The organism is Inquilinus ginsengisoli, assembly GCF_031453975.1.
Taxonomy (GTDB): domain Bacteria; phylum Pseudomonadota; class Alphaproteobacteria; order DSM-16000; family Inquilinaceae; genus Inquilinus; species Inquilinus ginsengisoli_A.
This window is the reverse complement of the sequence record NZ_JAVDPW010000012.1, coordinates 144399-162857: the sequence shown is the minus strand read 5'-3', so window position 1 is coordinate 162857 and position 18459 is coordinate 144399. Positions and strand designations below refer to the sequence as shown.

Genomic DNA, 18459 nt, shown 5'->3' with positions numbered 1-18459 from the left:
AGCAATTGCCATTAATTGCACGGGCCATACGGTGGTCGCGAGCCCCTACTTCGCGTTCGACCACCAGGATTCGAGCACGGTGCCGTAGGTCGGGTTGACGGTGGTGACGCGGCCGAGATCGCCCCAATAGGCGATGTAGTCGCGGTCGAGATAGTAGAGCGGCACCACGTAGTTGCCCCACAGCAGCACGCGGTCCAGCGCATGCACCGCGGTCTGCAGGTCCTCCTGGCTGTCCGCGCTGGTGACCGCCTTGATCATGGCGTCGACCACCGGGCTCTTCACCCCGGGATAGTTGCGCGTGCCCGGCACGTCGGCCGAGCCGCTGCCCCAGTAGCCCGACTGCTCCACGCCGGGGGACAGGGTGGTGATCCAGGTGTTGAGGATCATGTCGAAATCATAGCTTCCGACCCGGTTGGCGTATTGCGCGCTCTCGACCAGGCGGATCGACGCCGGGATGCCGAGGCGGCGCAGCTGGTCGGCATAGGCCAGGGCGACGCGCTGGTAGCTCTTGTTCTGCAGCAGGATCTCGAAGCGGAACGGCGCGCCGCCGGCATCGACCAGCGCATTGTCCTTGATGGTCCAGCCGGCCTCGGCCAGCAGCGCCTGGGCGGCGCGCAGGTTCTCCCGGTTGCGGCCGCTGCCGTCGCTGACCGGAAGGGTGTAGGCCTCGCTGAACAGCTGCGGCGGCAGCTGGGCGCGGAACGGGTCCAGCAGCTTCAGCTCCGCCCCCTTCGGGGTGTCGGTGGCCGCCAGCGCCGAATTGGCGAAGAAGCTGTCGTCGCGCTTGTACTGGCCGCCCAGCAGGGTCTTGTTCACCCAGTCGAAATCGAAGGCCAGGACCAGCGCCCGCCGCACCCGCGGATCGGCGAAGATCGGCCGGCGGGTGTTCATGGCGAAGCCCATCATGCCGACCGACCGGTATTGCGGCAGGGTCAGCAGCGTCACCCGTCCGTCCTGGACCGCCGGGAAGTCGTAGTTGCCGTCGGTCCATTTCTCGGCGCTGAGCTCGCGCCGCCAGTTGTAAGCCCCGGCCTTGAACGCCTCCAGCGCGGTGTCGGCGTCGAGGTAGAAGTCGAAGCGCATCCGGTCGAAATTGTAGAGGCCCTTCATCGCCGGCAGGTTTTCGCCCCACCAGTCCTTCACCCGGTTCAGGGTGATGCTGCGCCCGGCATCGACCGCGCCGATGGTGTAGGGGCCGGCGCCGAGCGGCGGGTCGAGGCTGGGCTGGTCGAACGCATGCGCCGTGTACCAGGCCTTGCTGAGGATCGGCTGCAGGGCGACGACCAGCGGGTCCTCGCGCGCGATGCCCGGCTTGAAGCGGAACCGCACGGTGCGGTCGTCGACCCGGTCGATCCCCGCCATCTCCTCGTAGAGGCTGCGGGTGTTGGGCCGGCCCTTGGTGCCCTGGGTCTGCCAGCTGAAGATCACGTCGTCGGCGGTCAGCGGCGTGCCGTCATGGAACACCGCCTTGGGGTTGAGGTGGAAGATGACCGTGAGCCGGTCGTCCGACACCTCCACCCGGTCCGCGACATAGGGGTAGAGGGTGAAGGGCTCGTCCCAGCCGCGCGTCATCAGACTGGCGAAGTTGTAGGGCGGCACGATCAGCCGGACCTGGTCGGTCTGGCCGCCGATGATGAAGGCGTTCAGCGTGTCGAAGCTGCCGACCACCGCCTGGCGCAGCTCCCCACCCTTGGGCGCATCGGGGTTGGCATAGGCGAAATGGGTGAAATCCGCCGGGTATTTCGGATCGCCATGCGCAGCCAGGCCCGGGCCCTGCGCCGGCGCCCCGGCCTGCGCCCGGGCGGTCGCCGGCAGGAAACCGGCCAGCAGGAGGGCGGCGACGGCGAGGCGGAGCAGTGGTCGGGCAGCGCGCATGCGGACGGATCCATGGCCGGATTCGGGGACGGCCGCAGTCTCAGCGCCCGACGCCCACCACGCAAGGGCGATATCCCCAGCCGTCATTGCGAGGAGGCGAAGCCGACGAAGCAATCCATCGGCCTGCACAAGCTGCCCGATGGATTGCTTCGCTACGCTCGCAATGACGAGGTTGGGAATTCTGAAAAAGTCCCATCAGTAACGCGTCGCCTACTCCGCGGCGCGGGCCAGTGGCGGCCAGACGCCCCAGATCTCCTCGGCATAGTCGCGCACGGTGCGGTCGGAGGAGAACCAGCCGACCTGGGCGGTGTTGAGGATGGCCATGCGGGTCCAGCCGGCGCGGTCGCGGTAGATGGTGGCGGCGCGGGCCTGGGCCTCCCAATAGGCGGCGAAGTCGGCCGCCACCAGGAACCAGTCGCTGTGCCGCAGCGCGTCAGTGATCGGCCGGAACCGGCCGGGATCGTCCGGGGAGAAGGTGCCGTCCTCGATCGCCGCCACGGCGCGGGCCAGGCGGGGATCGGCCGCGATCACCGCCGAGGGGTCGTAGCCCTGGGTCCGCTTCGCCGCCACCTCGGCCGCGGTCATGCCGAAGATCAGGATGTTGTCGGCACCGACGCGTTCGGCGATCTCGACATTGGCTCCGTCCAGCGTGCCGATGGTGACCGCGCCGTTCAGCGCAAACTTCATGTTGCCGGTGCCCGACGCCTCCATCCCGGCGGTCGAGATCTGCTCCGACAAATCGGCGGCGGGGATGATGCGTTCGGCCAGGGTGACGTTGTAGTTCGGCAGGAACACCATCTTCAGCTGGTCGCGGATGGTGCGGTCGTTGTTGACCACCCGGCTGACGTCGTTGGCCAGCTTGATGATCAGCTTGGCCATGGCGTAGCCCGGGGCGGCCTTGCCGGCGAAGATCTTGACCCGCGGCGTCCAGGTGGCGTCGGGGTCGTCGCCCATCTCCTGCCACAGCGCCACCGCGTGCAGGATGTTCAGCAGCTGGCGCTTGTACTCGTGGATGCGCTTGACCTGGACGTCGAACAGCGCGTCGCCCGACACCCGGACATCGGCGATCTCGGCGATGTGGTGGGCCAGCAGCGCCTTGTTGCGGCGCTTCACCGCCCAGAACGCCTCGCGGAAGGCGGTGTCCTCGGTCTTGCCGCGCAGCGCCGACAGCCGCTCGAGGTCGTCCTCCCAGCCGGTGCCGATCATGTTGTGGATCAGCTGGGCCAGGTTCGGGTTGGCCTGCACCAGCCAGCGCCGCGGGGTGATGCCGTTGGTCTTGTTGGTGATGCGGCCGGGGAATTCCTCGTTGAGGTCGCGGAACACCGTCTCGCGCATCAGCTGGGTGTGCAGCGCCGAGACGCCGTTGACCCGATGGCTGCCGAGGAAGGCCAGCGGCCCCATCCGCACCCGCCGGTCCCAGCCCTCCTGGATCAGCGACAGGCTGCCCAGCCGGCTCGGGTCCTTGGCGATCACGCGCGAGGATTTCAGGAAGCGGTCATTGATCTCGTAGATGATCTGCAGGTGCCGCGGCAGCACGCGTTCCAGCAGCGCGACCGGCCAGGTCTCCAGCGCCTCGGGCATCAGCGTGTGGTTGGTGTAGCTGATGCAGCCGGTGGTGATCTTCCACGCCCGGTCCCAGTCCAGCCGGTGCCGGTCGATCAGCAGGCGCATCAGCTCCGGCACCGCGATCGCCGGATGGGTGTCGTTCAGCTGCATCGCCGCCTTTTCGGGCAGGTCGTCATAGCCGTCATGGTGCATGCGATGGCGGCGCAGCACGTCCTGCAGCGAGGCCGAGGTGAAGAAGTATTCCTGCTTGAGCCGCAGCTCCTGCCCCGCCGGGGTGTTGTCGTTGGGGTACAGCACGCGCGACAGGATCTCCGACAGGATCTTGTCCTCGACCGATTTCATGTAGTCGCCGGAGTTGAACTTGACGAGGTCGAACTCGCGCACCGGCTTGGCCGACCACAGCCGCAGCGTGTTGACCGTGGCGCCGCCCCAGCCGACCACCGGCGTGTCGTAGGCCACGGCCAGCACCCGCTGGCTGCCCTGCCAGCGCGCCGTCGGCTTGCCGTCGGGCCCCGGCTCGCCGGGTTCGACCTTGCCGTAGAAATCGATAGGGTAGGCGATCTCCGGCCGCTCGAACTCCCAGGGGTTGCCGAACTTCAGCCAGTCCTCGGGGTATTCGACCTGCCAGCCGCGGTCGAACTGCTGCTCGAACAGCCCGTATTCGTAGCGGATGCCGTAGCCGGTACCGGCGATGCCCAGCGTTGCCATGCTGTCGAGGAAGCAGGCGGCGAGGCGGCCGAGACCGCCATTGCCCAGGGCTGCGTCAGGCTCGACCTCCAGCACCGCGCCGAGGTCGACGCCGAAATCCGACAGCGCGTCGCGGCAGGTCTCGTACAGGCCGAGATTGGTCAGCGCATTGGCCATCAGCCGGCCGATCAGGAATTCCAGGCTGAGGTAGTAGACCCGCTTGCCGTCGGTCGCCTCTTCCTGGTGCTGCGATTCCATCCAGCGGTCGACCAGGCGGTCGCGTACGGCCAGGGCGGTGGCGGCGAACCAGTCGTGGCGGGTGGCGCGGTGGATCTCGCGGCCCACGGCGTAGACCAGCCACTCCAGAATGTCGCGCTTCAGTGACTCCCGGTCGAGCCCACGGGGCTCGATGGCGATCGGAGAGGCGGGCGGCTGCATCGGCTGGCCTCTTTGCTGCACTGCGATATCTCAAATCCGTTACAGCACGGAACGGCGCGCCGATCAATCATATGACATAGAAACGGCCCGGCGGATCGCTCCGCCGGGCCGCAGAAGGGCAGAAAACTCGACTTAAGTCTTACTTCGCGCCGATCTTGGCCAGTTCGCCCGGGGTGGCTTCGGCGTATTTGCCGCTGTTCCAGATGTAGAAGACGTAGTCGGTCTTGACGCGGTCGCCCTTGGCGTCGAAGGCCAGCTCGCCCAGCACGGTCTTGTACGCGGTGCCGTCATGCAGGGCCTGGGCGACCTTCGGCCCCTCGAAGCTCTTCGCCTTGGTCGCGGCCTCGGCCCAGGCCTGGACCGCGGCGTAGCTGTACAGGGTGTAGCCCTCGGGCTCGTAGTTGTCGGCCTTGAACTTGGCGACCACGTCCTTGGCCGCCGGGGAGGTGCGCTGGTCGGCGCCGAAGGTCATCAGCACGCCCTTGCCGGCGTCACCGGTGATGCCCCAGAACTCCTGGGTGACGATGCCGTCACCCGAGATGAACTGGGCGTTCATCCCCTGCTCGCGCGCCTGGCGCAGGATCAGGCCGGCCTCGTTGTGCAGGCCGCCGAAATAGATCACATCGATGTTCGCCTGCTTCATCTTCGACACCACGGCCGAGAAGTCGCGCTCGCCGACGGTGATGCCCTCGTACAGCTTCTCGGTCAGGCCGGCCTTGTTCATCGCCGCCTTGGTGGCGTCGGCCAGGCCCTTGCCGTAGGTGGTCTGGTCCTGGAGGATCGCGACGTTGCGGCCCTTGTACTTGTCGGCGATGAAGGCGCCGGCGACGTCGCCCTGCTGGTCGTCGCGGCCGCAGGTGCGGAAGGTGGTCTTCTGCCCCTGTTCGGTCAGCTGCGGGTTGGTCGAGGCCGGGGTGATCTGGACCACGCCTTCCTCGGCATAGATCGCCGAGGCCGGGATCGAGACCGACGAGTTGAAGTGGCCGATCACGGCCACGACGCCCTCGCCCACCAGCTCGTTCGCCGCGGCCACGCCCTGGCGCGGGTCGGAGGCATCGTCGCCATAGACCACGGTGATCTTCTGGCCGTTGACGCCGCCGGCGTCGTTCAGCGCCTTCACCGCCGCATCGGTGCCGCGCTTCATCTGTTCGCCGAAGGACGCGTTCGGCCCGGTCAGCGGCGCGCCGAGGCCGATCTTCACATCGGCCAGGGCCGGAGTCGTCGCCAGAGCGGCCAGGGCCGCGCCGACCAGGAGGACTCGGTTCAATCTCGTCATCAGATCGCTCTCCCAGTTCTTCGCCCGGCGGGACGCTCCCGCCGGACCTTGCTTTCCACCGGCCCCGAGGGACCGGCGTCTTACCGTGTGGCCGACGGCCGGTCGCGCCAGCCGAACAGCCCGGCACGCTCGTAGAGCCACGGATACTGCCGGACCATCTTCGCCGCCCGGGTCATCCGGAAGGCGACCGTCGCGCACACCCCGATCCACACAAGATCGATGATGAAGCCGGTCGGCGACAAGAGCGTTCCGCCGAACAGGGCGTAGTGCAGGAACCGGGTGGCGCAGGCGATCAGGATCACGAAGGGGATGACCTTGCGCCCCTTTGCCCAGCCCTGGGCCTGGCCCTGGCCGGTCAGGAACCCGGCCCCGCCGCCGAGGATCAGGCTGACGAAGATGAAGTCGCCGATGGAGCTGCCGAGGATCTGTTCCATGGCGATCTCCTCAATGCCCGCCTTCGAGATAGGCGGCCCGGACTTCCGGGTTGGCCAGCAGGTCCCGGCCGGTGCCGCTCATCGTCACCCGGCCGTTGACCATGACGTAGCCGCGATGCGCCAGCCGCAGCGCGTGGAAGGCGTTCTGCTCGACCAGGAAGACGGTCATGCCCTTCTCCCGGTTGATGGCGCGGATCGCTTCGAAGATCTGCTTCACCACCATCGGCGCCAGGCCGAGCGACGGCTCGTCCAGCAGCAGCAGCCGCGGCTGGCTCATCAGCGCCCGGCCGATCGCCAGCATCTGCTGCTCGCCGCCCGACAGCGTGCCGCCGCGCTGGGCCTGCCGCTCCTTCAGCCGCGGGAACAGGGTGAAGATCTGCTCCAGGTCGCGGTCGAAGGTCGACGGGTCGGCGGTGAGGCCGCCCATCCTGAGGTTCTCCATCACCGTCATGCGCGGGAAGATCCGCCGCCCTTCCGGCGAGATGGCGACGCCGCGGCGCACGATCTCGAAGGTCGGCAGCCGGGTGATCTCCCGCCCGTCGAACAGCACCGCCCCCTGCCGCGCCTGCGGATTGCCGCAGATCGTCATCAGGAGGGTCGACTTGCCGGCGCCGTTGGCGCCGATCAGGGTGACGATCTCGCCTTCCTTGACCTCGACGTCGACGCCGCGCAGCGCCTCGATGGCGCCGTAGAAGGTGTGCACGCCCTGCAGCGACAGCATCATCGCCGCACCTCCCCGGTGGCGGCGGCCCCGGTCACGGCAGCCACATCGGCGGCGATCTCCGGCGGCAGGTCTTCCTCCTCCGGCTCGCCGAGATAGGCGCGGATCACCGTCTCGTCGCTGCGGATCTGGTCCGGCGTGCCGTCGGCGATCTTCTTGCCGTGGTCGAGCACCACGATGTGGTCGGAAATCTGCATGACGACGCTCATGTCGTGCTCGATCAGCAGCACGCTGGTGTTGTGCTCGTCGCGGATGGCGCGCAGGAGGCCGTTCAGCTCCTGCGATTCCCGCGGGTTGAGGCCGGCGGCCGGTTCGTCCAGGCACAGGATCACCGGGTCGATGCACATTGCCCGCGCGATCTCCAGCCGGCGCTGGCCGCCATAGGGCAGGCTGCCGGCGGAATCGTCGGCCTGGGCGGTCAGGCCGAGCTTGTCGAGCCAGAACTTCGCCTTGTCCACCGCCTCGCGCTCCGCCCGGCGGAAGCCCGGCAGGCCGAACAGCCCGGCGAAGGAGAAGGCCGAGGCCTTCATCAGCCGGTTGTGCTGGGCCACCATCAGATTCTCCAGCACGCTCATGCCGGCGAACAGCCGGATGTTCTGGAAGGTGCGGGCGACCCGCGCCTCCTTGGCGATGCGGTAGCCGGGGATCTGCTCGAGCAGGAACTCGCGGCCGTCCTCGGCGCGCAGGGTCATCCGCCCGGCGGTCGGCTTGTAGAAGCCGGTGATGCAGTTGAACAGCGTGGTCTTGCCGGCGCCGTTCGGCCCGATCACCGCGGTGATGTCGCCGGCGCGGATGTCGAAGGACACGTTGTCGATGGCGACCAGGCCGCCGAAGCGCATCGAGATGCGCTCGATGGTCAGAAGGGTCATGACGAGGCTCCCTTCTTGCGGTTCAGCAGGATGGTCGGGTCGCGATGGGCCAGGAGGCCGCGCGGCCGCCACACCATGATGCCGACCATGCACAGGCCGAACACCAGCATGCGGTACAGGTCGAGGCCGCGGAACGCCTCGGGCAGGCCGATGATCAGGCAGGCGGCGACGACGATGCCGAGCTGGCTGCCCATGCCGCCGAGCACGACGATGGCCAGGATGATGGCGGATTCGATGAAGGAGAAGCTCTCCGGGCTGATGAAGCCCTGGTAGGTCGCGAAGAAGCTGCCGGCGAAGCCGCCGCACATCGCCGAGGTGGCGAAGGCCGCCAGCTTCAGGTTGGTGCGGTTGATGCCGAGCGACTGGCAGGCGATGTCGTCCTCGCGGATCGCCTCCCACGCCCGGCCCAGCGGCAGGCGCCGCAGCCGGGTGCTGATGAAGTTGACCAGGAGCGCCAGGGCCAGGATCAGCAGGTACAGGAAGACGATCCGGTGGGTTGGGCTGTACTCGAGGCCGAACAGCTGGTGGAAGGCGGTCTGGCCCTCCGGCGGGCTGCGGTCGAAGGGGAAGCCGAAGAAGCTGGGCCGCGGGATGTTGTTGATCCCGTTCGGCCCGCCGGTCACCGGCGCCCAGTTGATCAGGATGATGCGGATGATCTCGCCGAAGCCCAGCGTGACGATCGCGAAATAGTCGCCGCGCAGCCGCAGCACGGGATAGCCGAGGATCAGGCCGAAGCAGGCGGCGAACACCCCGGCCAGCGGCAGGCAGATCCAGAAGCTGAGGCCGAAGGTGGTCGACAGCAGGGCGTAGGAATAGGCGCCGACGGCGTAGAAGGCGACATAGCCGAGGTCGAGCAGCCCGGCGAGGCCGACGATGATGTTCAGCCCCCAGCCCAGCATGATGTAGATCAGCACGATGGTGGCGACGCCGAGCGTCGCGCGGGTGGCAAGGTCGGTGAACGGGAAGACCACCGCCAGCAGCACCAGGATGGGGCCGACGAAGACGGTGGCGCGCTGCACCTTCGCCCCGATCTTGTCCATCGCCCGGTCGCGTTCCTGCCGCGACAGGCTGGAGCGGTGGCGCCGCTGCACCAGCAGCGCCTGCAGCGCCAGCCACATCGAGCCGAGCGTGCCGATCACCAGCAGCGGGATGGAGTGGAAGTCCAGCACCGGCAGCGGCGGCAGGTCGAGCGGCACCTGCACTCCGAACAGGGTGAAGCCGGAGCGCAGCAGCTCGTAGATCACCGGCAGCGGGAACACCACCAGGAACAGCAGGCTGAGCCACAGCACCGGCCGGGCGATGCCTTCGCGGTTCAGGATGATGCCGATGCGGCCGACGAAGACCAGCGCCACGGCGATGGCCACGGCGGTGAAGTCGGTCTCGAAGCCGAGCGACCCGCTCTGCTCCACGGTGCGGATGCCGATCAGGGGGGCGGTCAGCACCAGGGCGATCAGGGCGGTGACCCCCGCCTCCTTCGCCATGGCGACGAGGTCGAGGCCGCGGGGGGCGGCCGCCTCGGCCTGGACAAGCGTGGCCATGATGTCAGACCTTCTCGATGTCGGGGCGGCCGAGCAGGCCGGACGGTCGGAAGATCAGCACCAGCACCAGGATGGTGAAGGCGGCGACATCCTTGTATTCCGACGAGAAGTAGCCCGACCAGAAGGCCTCGATCAGGCCGATCAGGATGCCGCCGAGCATCGCGCCCGGCAGCGACCCGATGCCGCCCAGCACCGCGGCGGTGAAGGCTTTGATGCCGGCGAGGAAGCCGATGTAGAAGTCGATCACGCCGTAGTACAGCGTCACCATCACGCCGGCCACGGCGGCCAGCGCCGCGCCGATGACGAAGGTGGTCGAGATGGTGCGGCCGACATCGACCCCGATCAGCGCCGCCATGGTGCGGTCCTGGGCGCAGGCGCGCTGCTGCCGGCCGAGCGAGGTGCGGTTGATCACCCAGGTCAGGCCCAGCATCAGCACCAGGGTCAGGACGACGATGATGATCTGGAGATAGGACAAGCTGACGTCGAAGCCGCCGCCGGAGGTCAGCTGGAACCCGCCCGGGATCTGTGGCGGCACCGGCTTGCGCCGCGCGCCCTGCAGCAGCTGGACGTAGTTCTGAAGGAAGATCGACATGCCGATCGCCGAGATCAGCGGCGCCAGCCGGGTCGAGCCGCGCAGCGGCCGGTAGGCCAGCCGCTCGATCGTCCAGCCATAGGCCGCCGTGACCACCACCGAGATGATCAGCACGATCGCCAGGGCCAGGGCCACCGACACGCCGGGCACGCCGAAGGCGCCCAGCACGACGAAGCCGATCACCGCGATGAATGCGCCGATCATATAGATCTCGCCATGGGCGAAATTGATCATGCCGATGATGCCGTACACCATCGTATAGCCGATCGCGATCAGACCGTAGATCGCGCCCAGCGTCAGCCCATTGATGAGCTGCTGCAGGAAATATTCCATGCTCGCGCCGATTTGCCTCCACAGACCATCCCGCGACGGTCAACAGACCACCCGGGGATGGTCGACCTCATCTGTTCGCTTCGCCGTTTAGACCGAGGGCGTTTCTCTGTTCAAGCTCCGCGTCACACGCCGGATTGGCGCGACTATGGAGAAGAAAATGCACCGTTACAATCTCAATGAATCGTAAGACGTTTCGGGGGGTTAGCGGCCGCGATCAGGCGCCGTAGCGGTCGAGAATCCGGCGGATCGGCTCGGCATAGGCCGGGTCCCAGTACCGGACATGGACCAGCAAGGGATACAGCAAATAGATCGGCCGGCGGCCGTCCCAGAAGCCGGGATCCAGCGGCGCGGCCTCGTCATAGCGGCGGAAGAAGGCCTCGTCGAAGGTGCCGAACAGGGTCGGGTAGGCCAGCTCCATCTCCGGATGGCCGCAGGAGATGGCGGGGTCGATGACAGCGGCGATTCGGCCGTCGCGGTGCAGCAGGTTGCCGGTCCAGATGTCGCCATGCAGCAAAGCGGGATGGCGCGGTTCGGACAGCAGATCCTCCAGCCGGCCGGCCAGGATTTCCAGGCGGCGCAGCAGCTCGGCATCGACCGTGCCCTCGGCGTGGCCGGCGCGGGCCATGTGCAGCAGGCGGTGGTCGCGGAAGAACGGCACCCAGCGGTCGCCGGGCGGGTTCGGCTGGGGCAGCCTGCCGATCGAGGTGTCCCTGGCATAGCCGAAGGTCGGCCACGGCACGGCGTGCAGCGCCGCCAGCAGCTCGGCGGCGTGCAGCTGCGCCGCATGGGGCGGCGGCCCGGGCTCGTGGTCGACATGCTCGAGCAGCAGCAGGTCCTCGGCCGCATGCAGCACCGCCGGCAGCGGCAGGGCGGAGTGCTGTGCCAGCTCGCCCAGCATCCAGGCCTCGAGGGCCAGCGCCCCCTGCCCCGCCTTGGCGACGATGCGGCCGCCATCGGCGAGATCGACCCGCAGCACCGCGACGGTCGACCCGCCGGGCAGCGGCTCGGCCGCCGCCGGCCGCACCCCGAGCGCCGCCTCGATCCGGTCGGCGAGGCCGGGATCGAGGCCGTCAGCCACCCGCCGCATCCTTCTGGCCGCGCTGGTCGAGGCTGAGGGGATAGCGCAGCGGGTGGTGGCTGGAGAAGGTCATGTTCACCGGCCTTCCCTGCGGGTCATAGGCGATCTGCTCGACCGTCAGCACCGCCGCCGGCGGCGCCAGCTCCAGCAGCCGCGCCTCCTCCTCATTGGCCAGGCGGGCGCTCAGCGTGGTGCGGCCGCTGTCCGGGCGCAGCCGGTAGCGGTCGCGGATCTCGGCGTAGAGCGAGCGGTTGCCGGTCGACCAGTCGAGGTCGAGTATCCCCGGCACCAACCCGGCGGCGAACCAGTCCTGGGTCAGCACCATCGGCTGGCCGTCGAGGCAGCGCAGCCGCTTCAGCATCACCACATCGGCGCCGACCGGCAGGAACAGCGGCCGCGCGATCTCCGCCGGCGCCGGGCAGACCCGGCCGTCGATCAGCCGGCTGGCCGGCACCCGTCCATGCGCCTCGGCGATGGCGGTGAAGCTGCGCAGCAGGTGCAGCTCATAGGCCTCCTCGCGCCGCGCCACGAAGAAGCCGCGGCCGGGATGGCTGTGCAGCCAGCCTTCCGCCACCAGCTCGCGCACCGCCTGGCGCACGGTGATGCGGCTGACGCCGTATTGCTTCTCCAGCTCGCGCTCCGACGCCAGCTTGGCATCGGTGCCGAGCTCGCCGCGGTCGATCTGCTCGCGGATCCGCTGCTTGATCTGGCGGTACAGCGGCTGCGGGTCGTCGCGCCGCACCCCGGCGGTGATCGGATCGTCGTTCATGGCATCATGCGGCACGGAATCTCCGGCGCGGCGAGGGCGAATCCATGACTGCTGCATACACGCAAATCCGGCGTCCGGCCACCGTTGACATGACTGGTTATAACCAGTCATAACTTGGGCCGGTTCCCGGGAGGCCCCATGAAACTGACCCTGGTCGGCGGCGGCGGAGTCCGCGCCCCCCTGTTCATCGAATCGGCGCTGCGCCGGGCGGAATGGAGCAACCTGACCGAGCTGTGCCTGCTCGACATCGACGGGCCGCGGCTGGAGCTGTTCGGCGGCCTGGGCACGCTGATCGCCCGGCAGATGAAGTCGCCGGTGAAGATCACCACCAGCCTGGATCCCGAGCGGGCGCTGGACGGCGCCGCCTATGTCGTGACCACGGTCCGGCCGGGGCTGGAGGAAGGCCGCATCAAGGACGAGCGCATCGCCCTGGCGCATGGCGTGCTGGGGCAGGAGACCACAGGGCCGGGCGGCTTCGCCATGGCGCTGCGCAGCATCCCGACCATCCTGGGCTATGCCGACCTGCTGAAGCGGGTCAGCCCCGATGCCTGGCTGTTCAACTTCACCAACCCGGCCGGCCTGGTCACCCAGGCCCTGCGCGACGCCGGCCACGACCGCAGCATCGGCATCTGCGACGGCGCCAACGCCGCCCAGTCGGCGGTGGCGCGCTGGTACGGCGTGCCGGAGAAGGCGGTCCGCACCGAGGTGTTCGGCCTGAACCACCTGTCCTTCACCCGCCGCGCCGAGATCGGCGGCGAGGACGTGCTGCCGCGCCTCTTGGCCGACGACGCCTTCCTGGCCGCCTCGGCCCAGAAGGTGTTCAGCCCGCGCGTGGTCCGCCGCCATGGGATGTGGATCAACGAGTACCTCTATTACTTCTACTATGCCGAGAAGGCGGTCGACGCGATCCGGTCGGATTCGCGCACCCGCGGCGAGGAGATCCTGGACCTGAACCACGGGCTGATCGACCAGCTGACCGCCCTGGACTGGCGCCGCAACCCGGACCTGGCGCTGCGCGCCTACCACGCCTACGCCCACCGCCGCAACGCCACCTACATGCACTACGCCCAGGACGGGGCGCCGAGCATGGAGGAGGCCGACCGCGCTTTGGCGGCCGATGCCGCCGTGCCCAAGGGCGACGAGGGCGAGGGCTATGCCGGGGTCGCGCTGGACCTGGTCGATGCGCTGGAGACCGGCAAGCCGCTGTACAGCGGGCTGAACGTGCCGAACCGGGGCGCGATCGAGGGGCTGCGCGACGAGGATGTGGTCGAGGTCAGCTGCGTGGTCGACCGCGACGGGGTGCGGCCGCTGCCGATCGGCCCGATGCCGGAGGCGCAGGCCCAGCTGGTGCACGCCATCAAGCGCTATGAGCGGCTGGCGGTGCAGGCGATCCGCGACCGCGACCGCGACCTGGCGGTGGAGGCCCTGGTGGCGCACCCGCTGGTGCTGTCCTATTCCCGGGCCGAGGCGCTGGTCGACGAATACCTGACCGCCCACGCGCCTTACGTCGGCAACTGGCAATGACCGGCGGCCCCCATGCCGAGGGCTGCGACGTCGTCGTGGTCGGCGAATACTACTGGGACCTGATCTTCACCGGGCTGCCGGAGGTGCCGCGGCTGGGCGCCGACCTGTTCGCCCGCGGCTTCGGCATGCTGCCCGGCGCCAGCTTCACCACCGCCATGGCGCTGCACCGGCTGGGGCTGAGGACGGTGTGGGCGGCCGATTTCGGCACCGACCTGTTCAGCCGCCTGGCGCTGGAGGCGGCGCAGGCGGAGGGGCTGGACGACCGGCTGTTCCGGCGCCTCGACCACCCGCTGGAGCGGGTCAGCGCGTCCTTCTCCTTCGCCCATGACCGCGGCTTCGTCAGCTACGCCGTGCGCGACGACCTGCCGCCGGCGCCGGAGGTGCTGGACGCCGTGGCGCCGCGCGCGCTGCTGCTGCAGAGCTTCCGGCTGGAGCCGGAGCTGCTGGCCCTGGCCCGGGCGGCGCGGCAGCGGGGGATCCTGGTCTGCCTCGACTGCCAGCATGTGGCGCACCGCATCGACACGCCTGGCGTGGCTGAGCTGTTCCGCGAGGTCGACGTCTTCCTGCCCAATGAATCCGAGGCCATCGGCTTCACCGGCGAGGCCACGGCCGAGGCGGCGTTGGAGCGGCTGGCGACGATGGTGCCGACCGTGCTGGTCAAGCGCGGCGCCGCCGGGGCAATCGGCCTCAGCCGCGGCCGGCGCTGCAGCGTGGCGGCGCCCGCGGTCGCGGTGGTCGACACGACAGGCGCCGGCGACAGCTTCAACGCCGGATTCCTCTACGGCCGGCTGCGCGGCTGCGACTTCCGCGACAGCGTCGCCCTGGCCGTGGCCTGCGGCACGCTGGCCACCACCGGCCATGGCGGCAGCACGCTGCCGGACGAGGACGGGCTGCTGGCGATGGTTCGACACGAGGCCGCGGCCTCCAGCTGACGCGGCGGGACCAACCCGCCCGGACCGACGGAAGAGAACGCAAACAGGGGCTTGAACGGAGGGACCCGTGAAGATTGCAACCCTATCCCTGGCCGCCATGCTGGCCGGCTTCGCCGCGACCGGCGCCCAGGCCGCGACGGTGAAGCTGTTCTGCGGCGCCACCGACTACGATCTGTGCAGCAGCGCCGCCGAAGCCTGGGCGAAGCAGTCCGGCAACGCCGTCTCGATCAACAAGATGCCGGCGTCCTGGGACGACGCGGTGCCGCTGTACCAGCAGATGCTGGCGGCGCAGTCGACCGATGTCGACGTGCTGGTGATCGACGTGATCTGGATGGGCATGCTGAAGAACCACCTGCTCGACCTCGGCACCCTGGTGCCGAAGGAGGAGGTGGCCGCGCATTTCCCGACCACGATCGACGCCGCGACCATCGACGGCCACCTGCTGGCACTGCCCTGGTACATGGACACCGGGCTGATGTTCTACCGCAAGGACCTGCTGGAGAAGTATGGCAAGACGGCGCCCAAGACCTGGGCCGAGCTGACCGAGACGGCCAAGGCGGTGCAGGATGGCGAGCGCAAGGCCGGCGATGCCGACATGTGGGGCTTCGTCTGGCAGGGCAAATCCTATGAGGGGCTGACCTGCGACGCCATCGAATGGGTGGCCAGCGCCGGCGGCGGCACCGTGATCGACGACAAGGGCGCGGTCACCATCGACAACCCCAAGGCGGCCGCGGCGCTGGCCCTGGCCCATGGCTGGATCGACACCATCAGCCCGCAGGGCGTGCTGGGCTATGACGAGGAAAGCTCCCGCGCCGTGTTCGAGAGCGGCAAGGCCGTGTTCCTGCGCAACTGGCCCTATGTCTGGGGCACCTCGCAGGCCGCGGGCGGCGCCCTGGTCGGCAAGGTCGGGGTGGCGGCGCTGCCGGTCGGCGCGGCGGGGGAGAAGTCGAGCGGCTGCCTGGGTCCGGCCTATCTCGGCGTGTCGAAATATTCCGAGAACAAGGAGGCGGCGGTCAGCCTGATCCGCTACATGACCGGCGCCGCCGACCAGAAGCGCCGGGCGATCCAGGGCGCCTACAACCCGACGGTGGCGGCGCTGTACGACGACCCCGAGGTGCTGGCCAAGCTGCCCTTCCTGAAGGACACCCAGGCCGCCTTCGCCGACAGCATCGCCCGCCCCTCCTCCGCCACCGGCGCCAGCTACAACCGGGTGTCGCAAGCCTTCTCGAAGTCGGTGCATGCGGTGCTGACCGGCGACGAGAAGCCCGAAGCCGCCGTGGCCGAGCTGGCCCAGCAGCTGGAGCAGCTGAAGAAGCGGGCGAAGTGGTGATGGCTCGCCAGGGATAGCGCCGGTGCTGCTCGCCCAACCGCTCCCTTCCTTGTCCCCCCTCCCCTTGCGGGAGGGGGCTAGGGGGAGGGGGTTGCCGAGGCAGGGCTCCGCATCCATGCATCCCAAGCCTTGGGGAAACGGCGACGCTATGGCCGGGACCGGCGGCCCTTGCGGCGCGACCCCCCTCCCCCTACCCCCCTCCCGCAGGGGGAGGGGGGACTCAATCATGGGGCCCACCCCATGACCGGCCGCATCGCCCGATCGCACCGACGGGCCGCGTGGCTGTTCCTGGCGCCGACCCTGGCGGCGCTGGCGCTGGTGGCGCTGTGGCCGCTGCTGCGCGCACCCTGTTCTTCTCCACCACCGACGCCACACTCGACGACCCCGCCAATTACGGCTTCGTCTGGCTCGACAACTTCATCGACGTCGCCCAGGACCCGCAATGGTGGCGGGCGGTCGAGAACACCCTGGTCTTCACCATCGCCTCGGTGGCGCTGGAGACGGTGCTGGGCCTCGCCATCGCCCTGCTGCTGAACCAGGCGATCCCCGGCCGCGGGGTGCTGCGCGCCGCCATCCTGGTGCCGTGGTCGATCCCGGTGGTGGTTTCGGCCAAGATCTGGGAATGGCTGCTGCACGACCAGTTCGGCATCATCAACCGGCTGCTGATCGACCTGCATTTGATCGACAAGGGCGTGGCCTGGACCGCCGACCCGGCGCTGGCGCTGGGCGTCGTCATCTTCGTCGACGTCTGGATCACCACGCCGTTCATGGTGCTGCTGATCCTGGCCGGACTGCAGCTGATTCCGGCCGAGATCCACGAGGCGGCGCGGGTCGACGGCATCTCGGCGTGGAAGCGCCTGACCTCGATCACCCTGCCGATGCTGCGGGTGCCGCTGGGCGTCGCGGTGCTGTTCCGCACCCTCGACGCGCTGCGCATGTTCGACCTCAGCTACGTCCTCGGCGGCAACGGCGACCCGACCATGACCATCTCGATCTACGCCCGCAACCAGCTGGTCAGCTTCCAGGAGCTCGGTTACGGCTCCGCCGCCTCGACCTGGGTGTTCCTGCTGATCGCCCTGATCGCCATCGTCATCATCGGCGCGATCCGGCTGGACCGGACGAGCATGCGATGACCGTCGCGGCCGCCTCCATCCTGGCCCGCTACCGCCGCCGCCGGCTGCTGAAGAGCATCGGCCTCGGCGTCGCCGTGGTGCTGGTGCTGATCTACACCTTGTTCCCCTACTACTGGGCGATCGTGTCCTCGCTGAAGACCGGGGCATCGCTGTTCGAGGCGACGCTGCTGCCGGCCTTCGACCTGATCTACTACAAGGCGCTGCTGCACGACCCGGTGTTCCTGGGGTCGATCGTCAACTCGCTGATCGTCGCCGGATCGACCACCGCGATCTCGCTGCTGCTCGCTCTCGGCGCCGCCTATGCGCTCGGGCGGCTGGACTTCCCGCTGCGGCGGACGGTGCTGCTGGTGATCCTGATGATCTCGATCTTCCCGCAGATCGTGGTGCTGTCGGGGATGTTCGAGCTGGTGCGCTGGTTCGGCCTGTACAACCGGGTGGGGTCGCTGACCTTCGCCTATCTGATCTTCACCCTGCCCTTCACCGTCTGGGTGCTGACCGGCTTCATCCAGGACATCCCGCGCGAGCTGGAGGAGGCGGCGCTGATCGACGGCGCCTCGCACTGGCGGGTGCTGGTCAGCGTGCTGCTGCCGCTGATGGGCCCGGCCCTGGCCTCGACCGGCCTGCTGGCCTTCATCCAGGCCTGGAACGAGTTCCTGTTCGCCCTGACCTTCATCCTGTCGGACGAGAACCGCACGGTGCCGGTGGCGATCGCCACCATCTCCGGCGGCAGCCGCTACGAATACCCGTTCGGCCCGATCATGGCGGCCTCGGTGGTGGTGACCCTGCCGCTGATCGTCCTGGTGCTGGTGTTCCAGCGCAAGATCGTCGCCGGGCTGACGGCGGGGGCGATCAAGGGTTAGCCCAGCCGCCCGTCGCGCAGCGCGGTGAGCAGGCCGTCGCAGCCGGCCTCGATCAGGTCCAGCACATGCTCGAAGCCGGCGCTGTCGCCGTAATAGGGGTCGGGCACGTCCTGGCCCTCCAGCCCCGGCGCGAAATCCAGGAACAGGCCGACCCGGCCGCTGCCGGCGGCGGACAGGCGGCGCATCCGGGCGAGATGGCCGTGATCCATCGCCAGCAGCAGGTCGAAACGGCGGAAATCCGCCCGCTCCAGCTTGCGGGCGCGCAGCGGGCGCAGGTCGTAGCCGCGCGACGCCGCCGCCCGGATCGCCGGGGGATGCGGCGGCTCGCCGGCATGGAAGCCCTGCAGGCCGGCGCCGTCGACCTCATGGTCCAACCCGGCGGCGGCCAGCCTGGCCCGCATCACCGCCTCGGCGGTCGGCGAGCGGCAGATGTTGCCGGTGCAGACGAACAGGATGCGCATGCCGCCTGGATAGTCGGGACCGGCCCCAGGCGGCAAGGCATCA

The 18459-nt window shown here is 69.0% G+C and carries 16 protein-coding genes; 5 read left to right on the top strand and 11 right to left on the bottom strand.

Annotated features, from left to right (window positions below; genetic code table 11):
- Positions 1-45: 45 nt before the first annotated feature.
- From E9232_RS30135 to E9232_RS30090, 10 genes are all read right to left on the bottom strand, one after another.
- Positions 46-1875 carry an extracellular solute-binding protein gene (locus E9232_RS30135; protein WP_309800561.1) on the bottom strand — a complete coding sequence of 610 codons (1830 nt, stop codon included), beginning with the start codon at positions 1873-1875 and terminating at the stop codon, positions 46-48.
- A gap of 210 nt (positions 1876-2085) precedes the next feature.
- Positions 2086-4566, bottom strand: coding sequence for a glycogen/starch/alpha-glucan phosphorylase (locus E9232_RS30130; RefSeq protein WP_309800559.1), 2481 nt, complete (start codon positions 4564-4566; stop codon positions 2086-2088).
- Positions 4567-4705: 139 nt separating this feature from the next.
- Positions 4706-5842, bottom strand: coding sequence for a branched-chain amino acid ABC transporter substrate-binding protein (locus E9232_RS30125; protein ID WP_309800557.1), 1137 nt, complete (start codon positions 5840-5842; stop codon positions 4706-4708).
- Between the two features lie 80 nt (positions 5843-5922).
- On the bottom strand, positions 5923-6276 hold the full coding sequence (locus E9232_RS30120) for a DUF6867 family protein (protein ID WP_309800555.1): 354 nt from the start codon (positions 6274-6276) through the stop codon (positions 5923-5925).
- A gap of 10 nt (positions 6277-6286) precedes the next feature.
- Positions 6287-6997, bottom strand: coding sequence for an ABC transporter ATP-binding protein (locus tag E9232_RS30115; protein WP_309800651.1), 711 nt, complete (start codon positions 6995-6997; stop codon positions 6287-6289).
- Positions 6997-7866, bottom strand: coding sequence for an ABC transporter ATP-binding protein (locus E9232_RS30110; protein WP_309800553.1), 870 nt, complete (start codon positions 7864-7866; stop codon positions 6997-6999). Before E9232_RS30110 ends, E9232_RS30115 begins: the two co-directional genes overlap by 1 nt.
- The gene (gene livM, locus E9232_RS30105; protein ID WP_309800551.1) at positions 7863-9404 is read right to left on the bottom strand and encodes a high-affinity branched-chain amino acid ABC transporter permease LivM; all 1542 of its coding nucleotides are present in this window, start codon (positions 9402-9404) and stop codon (positions 7863-7865) included. Before livM ends, E9232_RS30110 begins: the two co-directional genes overlap by 4 nt.
- A 4-nt stretch (positions 9405-9408) precedes the next feature.
- Complete coding sequence (locus E9232_RS30100) at positions 9409-10329, bottom strand: ABC transporter permease subunit (protein WP_309800548.1); 921 nt, start codon at positions 10327-10329, stop codon at positions 9409-9411.
- Positions 10330-10543: 214 nt separating this feature from the next.
- Positions 10544-11407, bottom strand: a complete 864-nt coding sequence (locus E9232_RS30095) for a fructosamine kinase family protein (protein ID WP_309800546.1) — start codon at positions 11405-11407, stop codon at positions 10544-10546.
- A complete protein-coding gene (locus E9232_RS30090; protein WP_309800544.1) occupies positions 11400-12176 on the bottom strand; it encodes a GntR family transcriptional regulator in 777 nt (258 codons plus the stop codon). The genes E9232_RS30095 and E9232_RS30090 overlap by 8 nt, the downstream gene beginning before the upstream one ends.
- 138 nt (positions 12177-12314) lie before the next feature.
- Between E9232_RS30090 and E9232_RS30085 the strand changes: the two genes are divergently transcribed.
- The 5 genes from E9232_RS30085 to E9232_RS30065 all read left to right on the top strand — a co-directional run bounded on the left by E9232_RS30085 (position 12315) and on the right by E9232_RS30065 (position 17955).
- Positions 12315-13700, top strand: coding sequence for a family 4 glycosyl hydrolase (locus E9232_RS30085; protein ID WP_309800542.1), 1386 nt, complete (start codon positions 12315-12317; stop codon positions 13698-13700).
- Positions 13697-14632 carry a carbohydrate kinase family protein gene (locus E9232_RS30080; protein WP_309800540.1) on the top strand — a complete coding sequence of 312 codons (936 nt, stop codon included), beginning with the start codon at positions 13697-13699 and terminating at the stop codon, positions 14630-14632. Before E9232_RS30085 ends, E9232_RS30080 begins: the two co-directional genes overlap by 4 nt.
- A gap of 67 nt (positions 14633-14699) precedes the next feature.
- Positions 14700-15962, top strand: coding sequence for an ABC transporter substrate-binding protein (locus tag E9232_RS30075; protein ID WP_309800538.1), 1263 nt, complete (start codon positions 14700-14702; stop codon positions 15960-15962).
- Between the two features lie 326 nt (positions 15963-16288).
- Positions 16289-17095, top strand: a complete 807-nt coding sequence (locus E9232_RS30070) for a carbohydrate ABC transporter permease (RefSeq protein ID WP_309800536.1) — start codon at positions 16289-16291, stop codon at positions 17093-17095.
- Positions 17092-17955 (top strand): carbohydrate ABC transporter permease, encoded by an 864-nt coding sequence (locus E9232_RS30065; protein ID WP_309800534.1) that lies wholly within the window; start codon positions 17092-17094, stop codon positions 17953-17955. Before E9232_RS30070 ends, E9232_RS30065 begins: the two co-directional genes overlap by 4 nt.
- On the opposite strand, the gene E9232_RS30060 is transcribed toward E9232_RS30065, so the two are convergent.
- A complete protein-coding gene (locus E9232_RS30060) occupies positions 17952-18416 on the bottom strand; it encodes a low molecular weight protein-tyrosine-phosphatase (protein WP_309800533.1) in 465 nt (154 codons plus the stop codon). The two genes, E9232_RS30065 and E9232_RS30060, sit on opposite strands and share 4 nt — an antisense overlap.
- Positions 18417-18459 lie beyond the last annotated feature (43 nt).

What these genes read in the sequence shown, in the direction of transcription:
- E9232_RS30135 (WP_309800561.1), bottom strand. Translation starts at nt 1,875, where the DNA reads ATGCGCGCTGCCCGACCACTGCTCCGCCTCGCCGTCGCCGCCCTCCTG.
- E9232_RS30110 (WP_309800553.1), bottom strand. Translation starts at nt 7,866, where the DNA reads ATGACCCTTCTGACCATCGAGCGCATCTCGATGCGCTTCGGCGGCCTG.
- E9232_RS30115 (WP_309800651.1), bottom strand. Translation starts at nt 6,997, where the DNA reads ATGCTGTCGCTGCAGGGCGTGCACACCTTCTACGGCGCCATCGAGGCG.
- E9232_RS30060 (WP_309800533.1), bottom strand. Translation starts at nt 18,416, where the DNA reads ATGCGCATCCTGTTCGTCTGCACCGGCAACATCTGCCGCTCGCCGACC.
- E9232_RS30085 (WP_309800542.1), top strand. Translation starts at nt 12,315, where the DNA reads ATGAAACTGACCCTGGTCGGCGGCGGCGGAGTCCGCGCCCCCCTGTTC.
- E9232_RS30100 (WP_309800548.1), bottom strand. Translation starts at nt 10,329, where the DNA reads ATGGAATATTTCCTGCAGCAGCTCATCAATGGGCTGACGCTGGGCGCG.
- E9232_RS30125 (WP_309800557.1), bottom strand. Translation starts at nt 5,842, where the DNA reads ATGACGAGATTGAACCGAGTCCTCCTGGTCGGCGCGGCCCTGGCCGCT.
- E9232_RS30065 (WP_309800534.1), top strand. Translation starts at nt 17,092, where the DNA reads ATGACCGTCGCGGCCGCCTCCATCCTGGCCCGCTACCGCCGCCGCCGG.
- E9232_RS30130 (WP_309800559.1), bottom strand. Translation starts at nt 4,566, where the DNA reads ATGCAGCCGCCCGCCTCTCCGATCGCCATCGAGCCCCGTGGGCTCGAC.
- E9232_RS30090 (WP_309800544.1), bottom strand. Translation starts at nt 12,176, where the DNA reads ATGAACGACGATCCGATCACCGCCGGGGTGCGGCGCGACGACCCGCAG.
- E9232_RS30120 (WP_309800555.1), bottom strand. Translation starts at nt 6,276, where the DNA reads ATGGAACAGATCCTCGGCAGCTCCATCGGCGACTTCATCTTCGTCAGC.
- E9232_RS30080 (WP_309800540.1), top strand. Translation starts at nt 13,697, where the DNA reads ATGACCGGCGGCCCCCATGCCGAGGGCTGCGACGTCGTCGTGGTCGGC.
- livM (WP_309800551.1), bottom strand. Translation starts at nt 9,404, where the DNA reads ATGGCCACGCTTGTCCAGGCCGAGGCGGCCGCCCCCCGCGGCCTCGAC.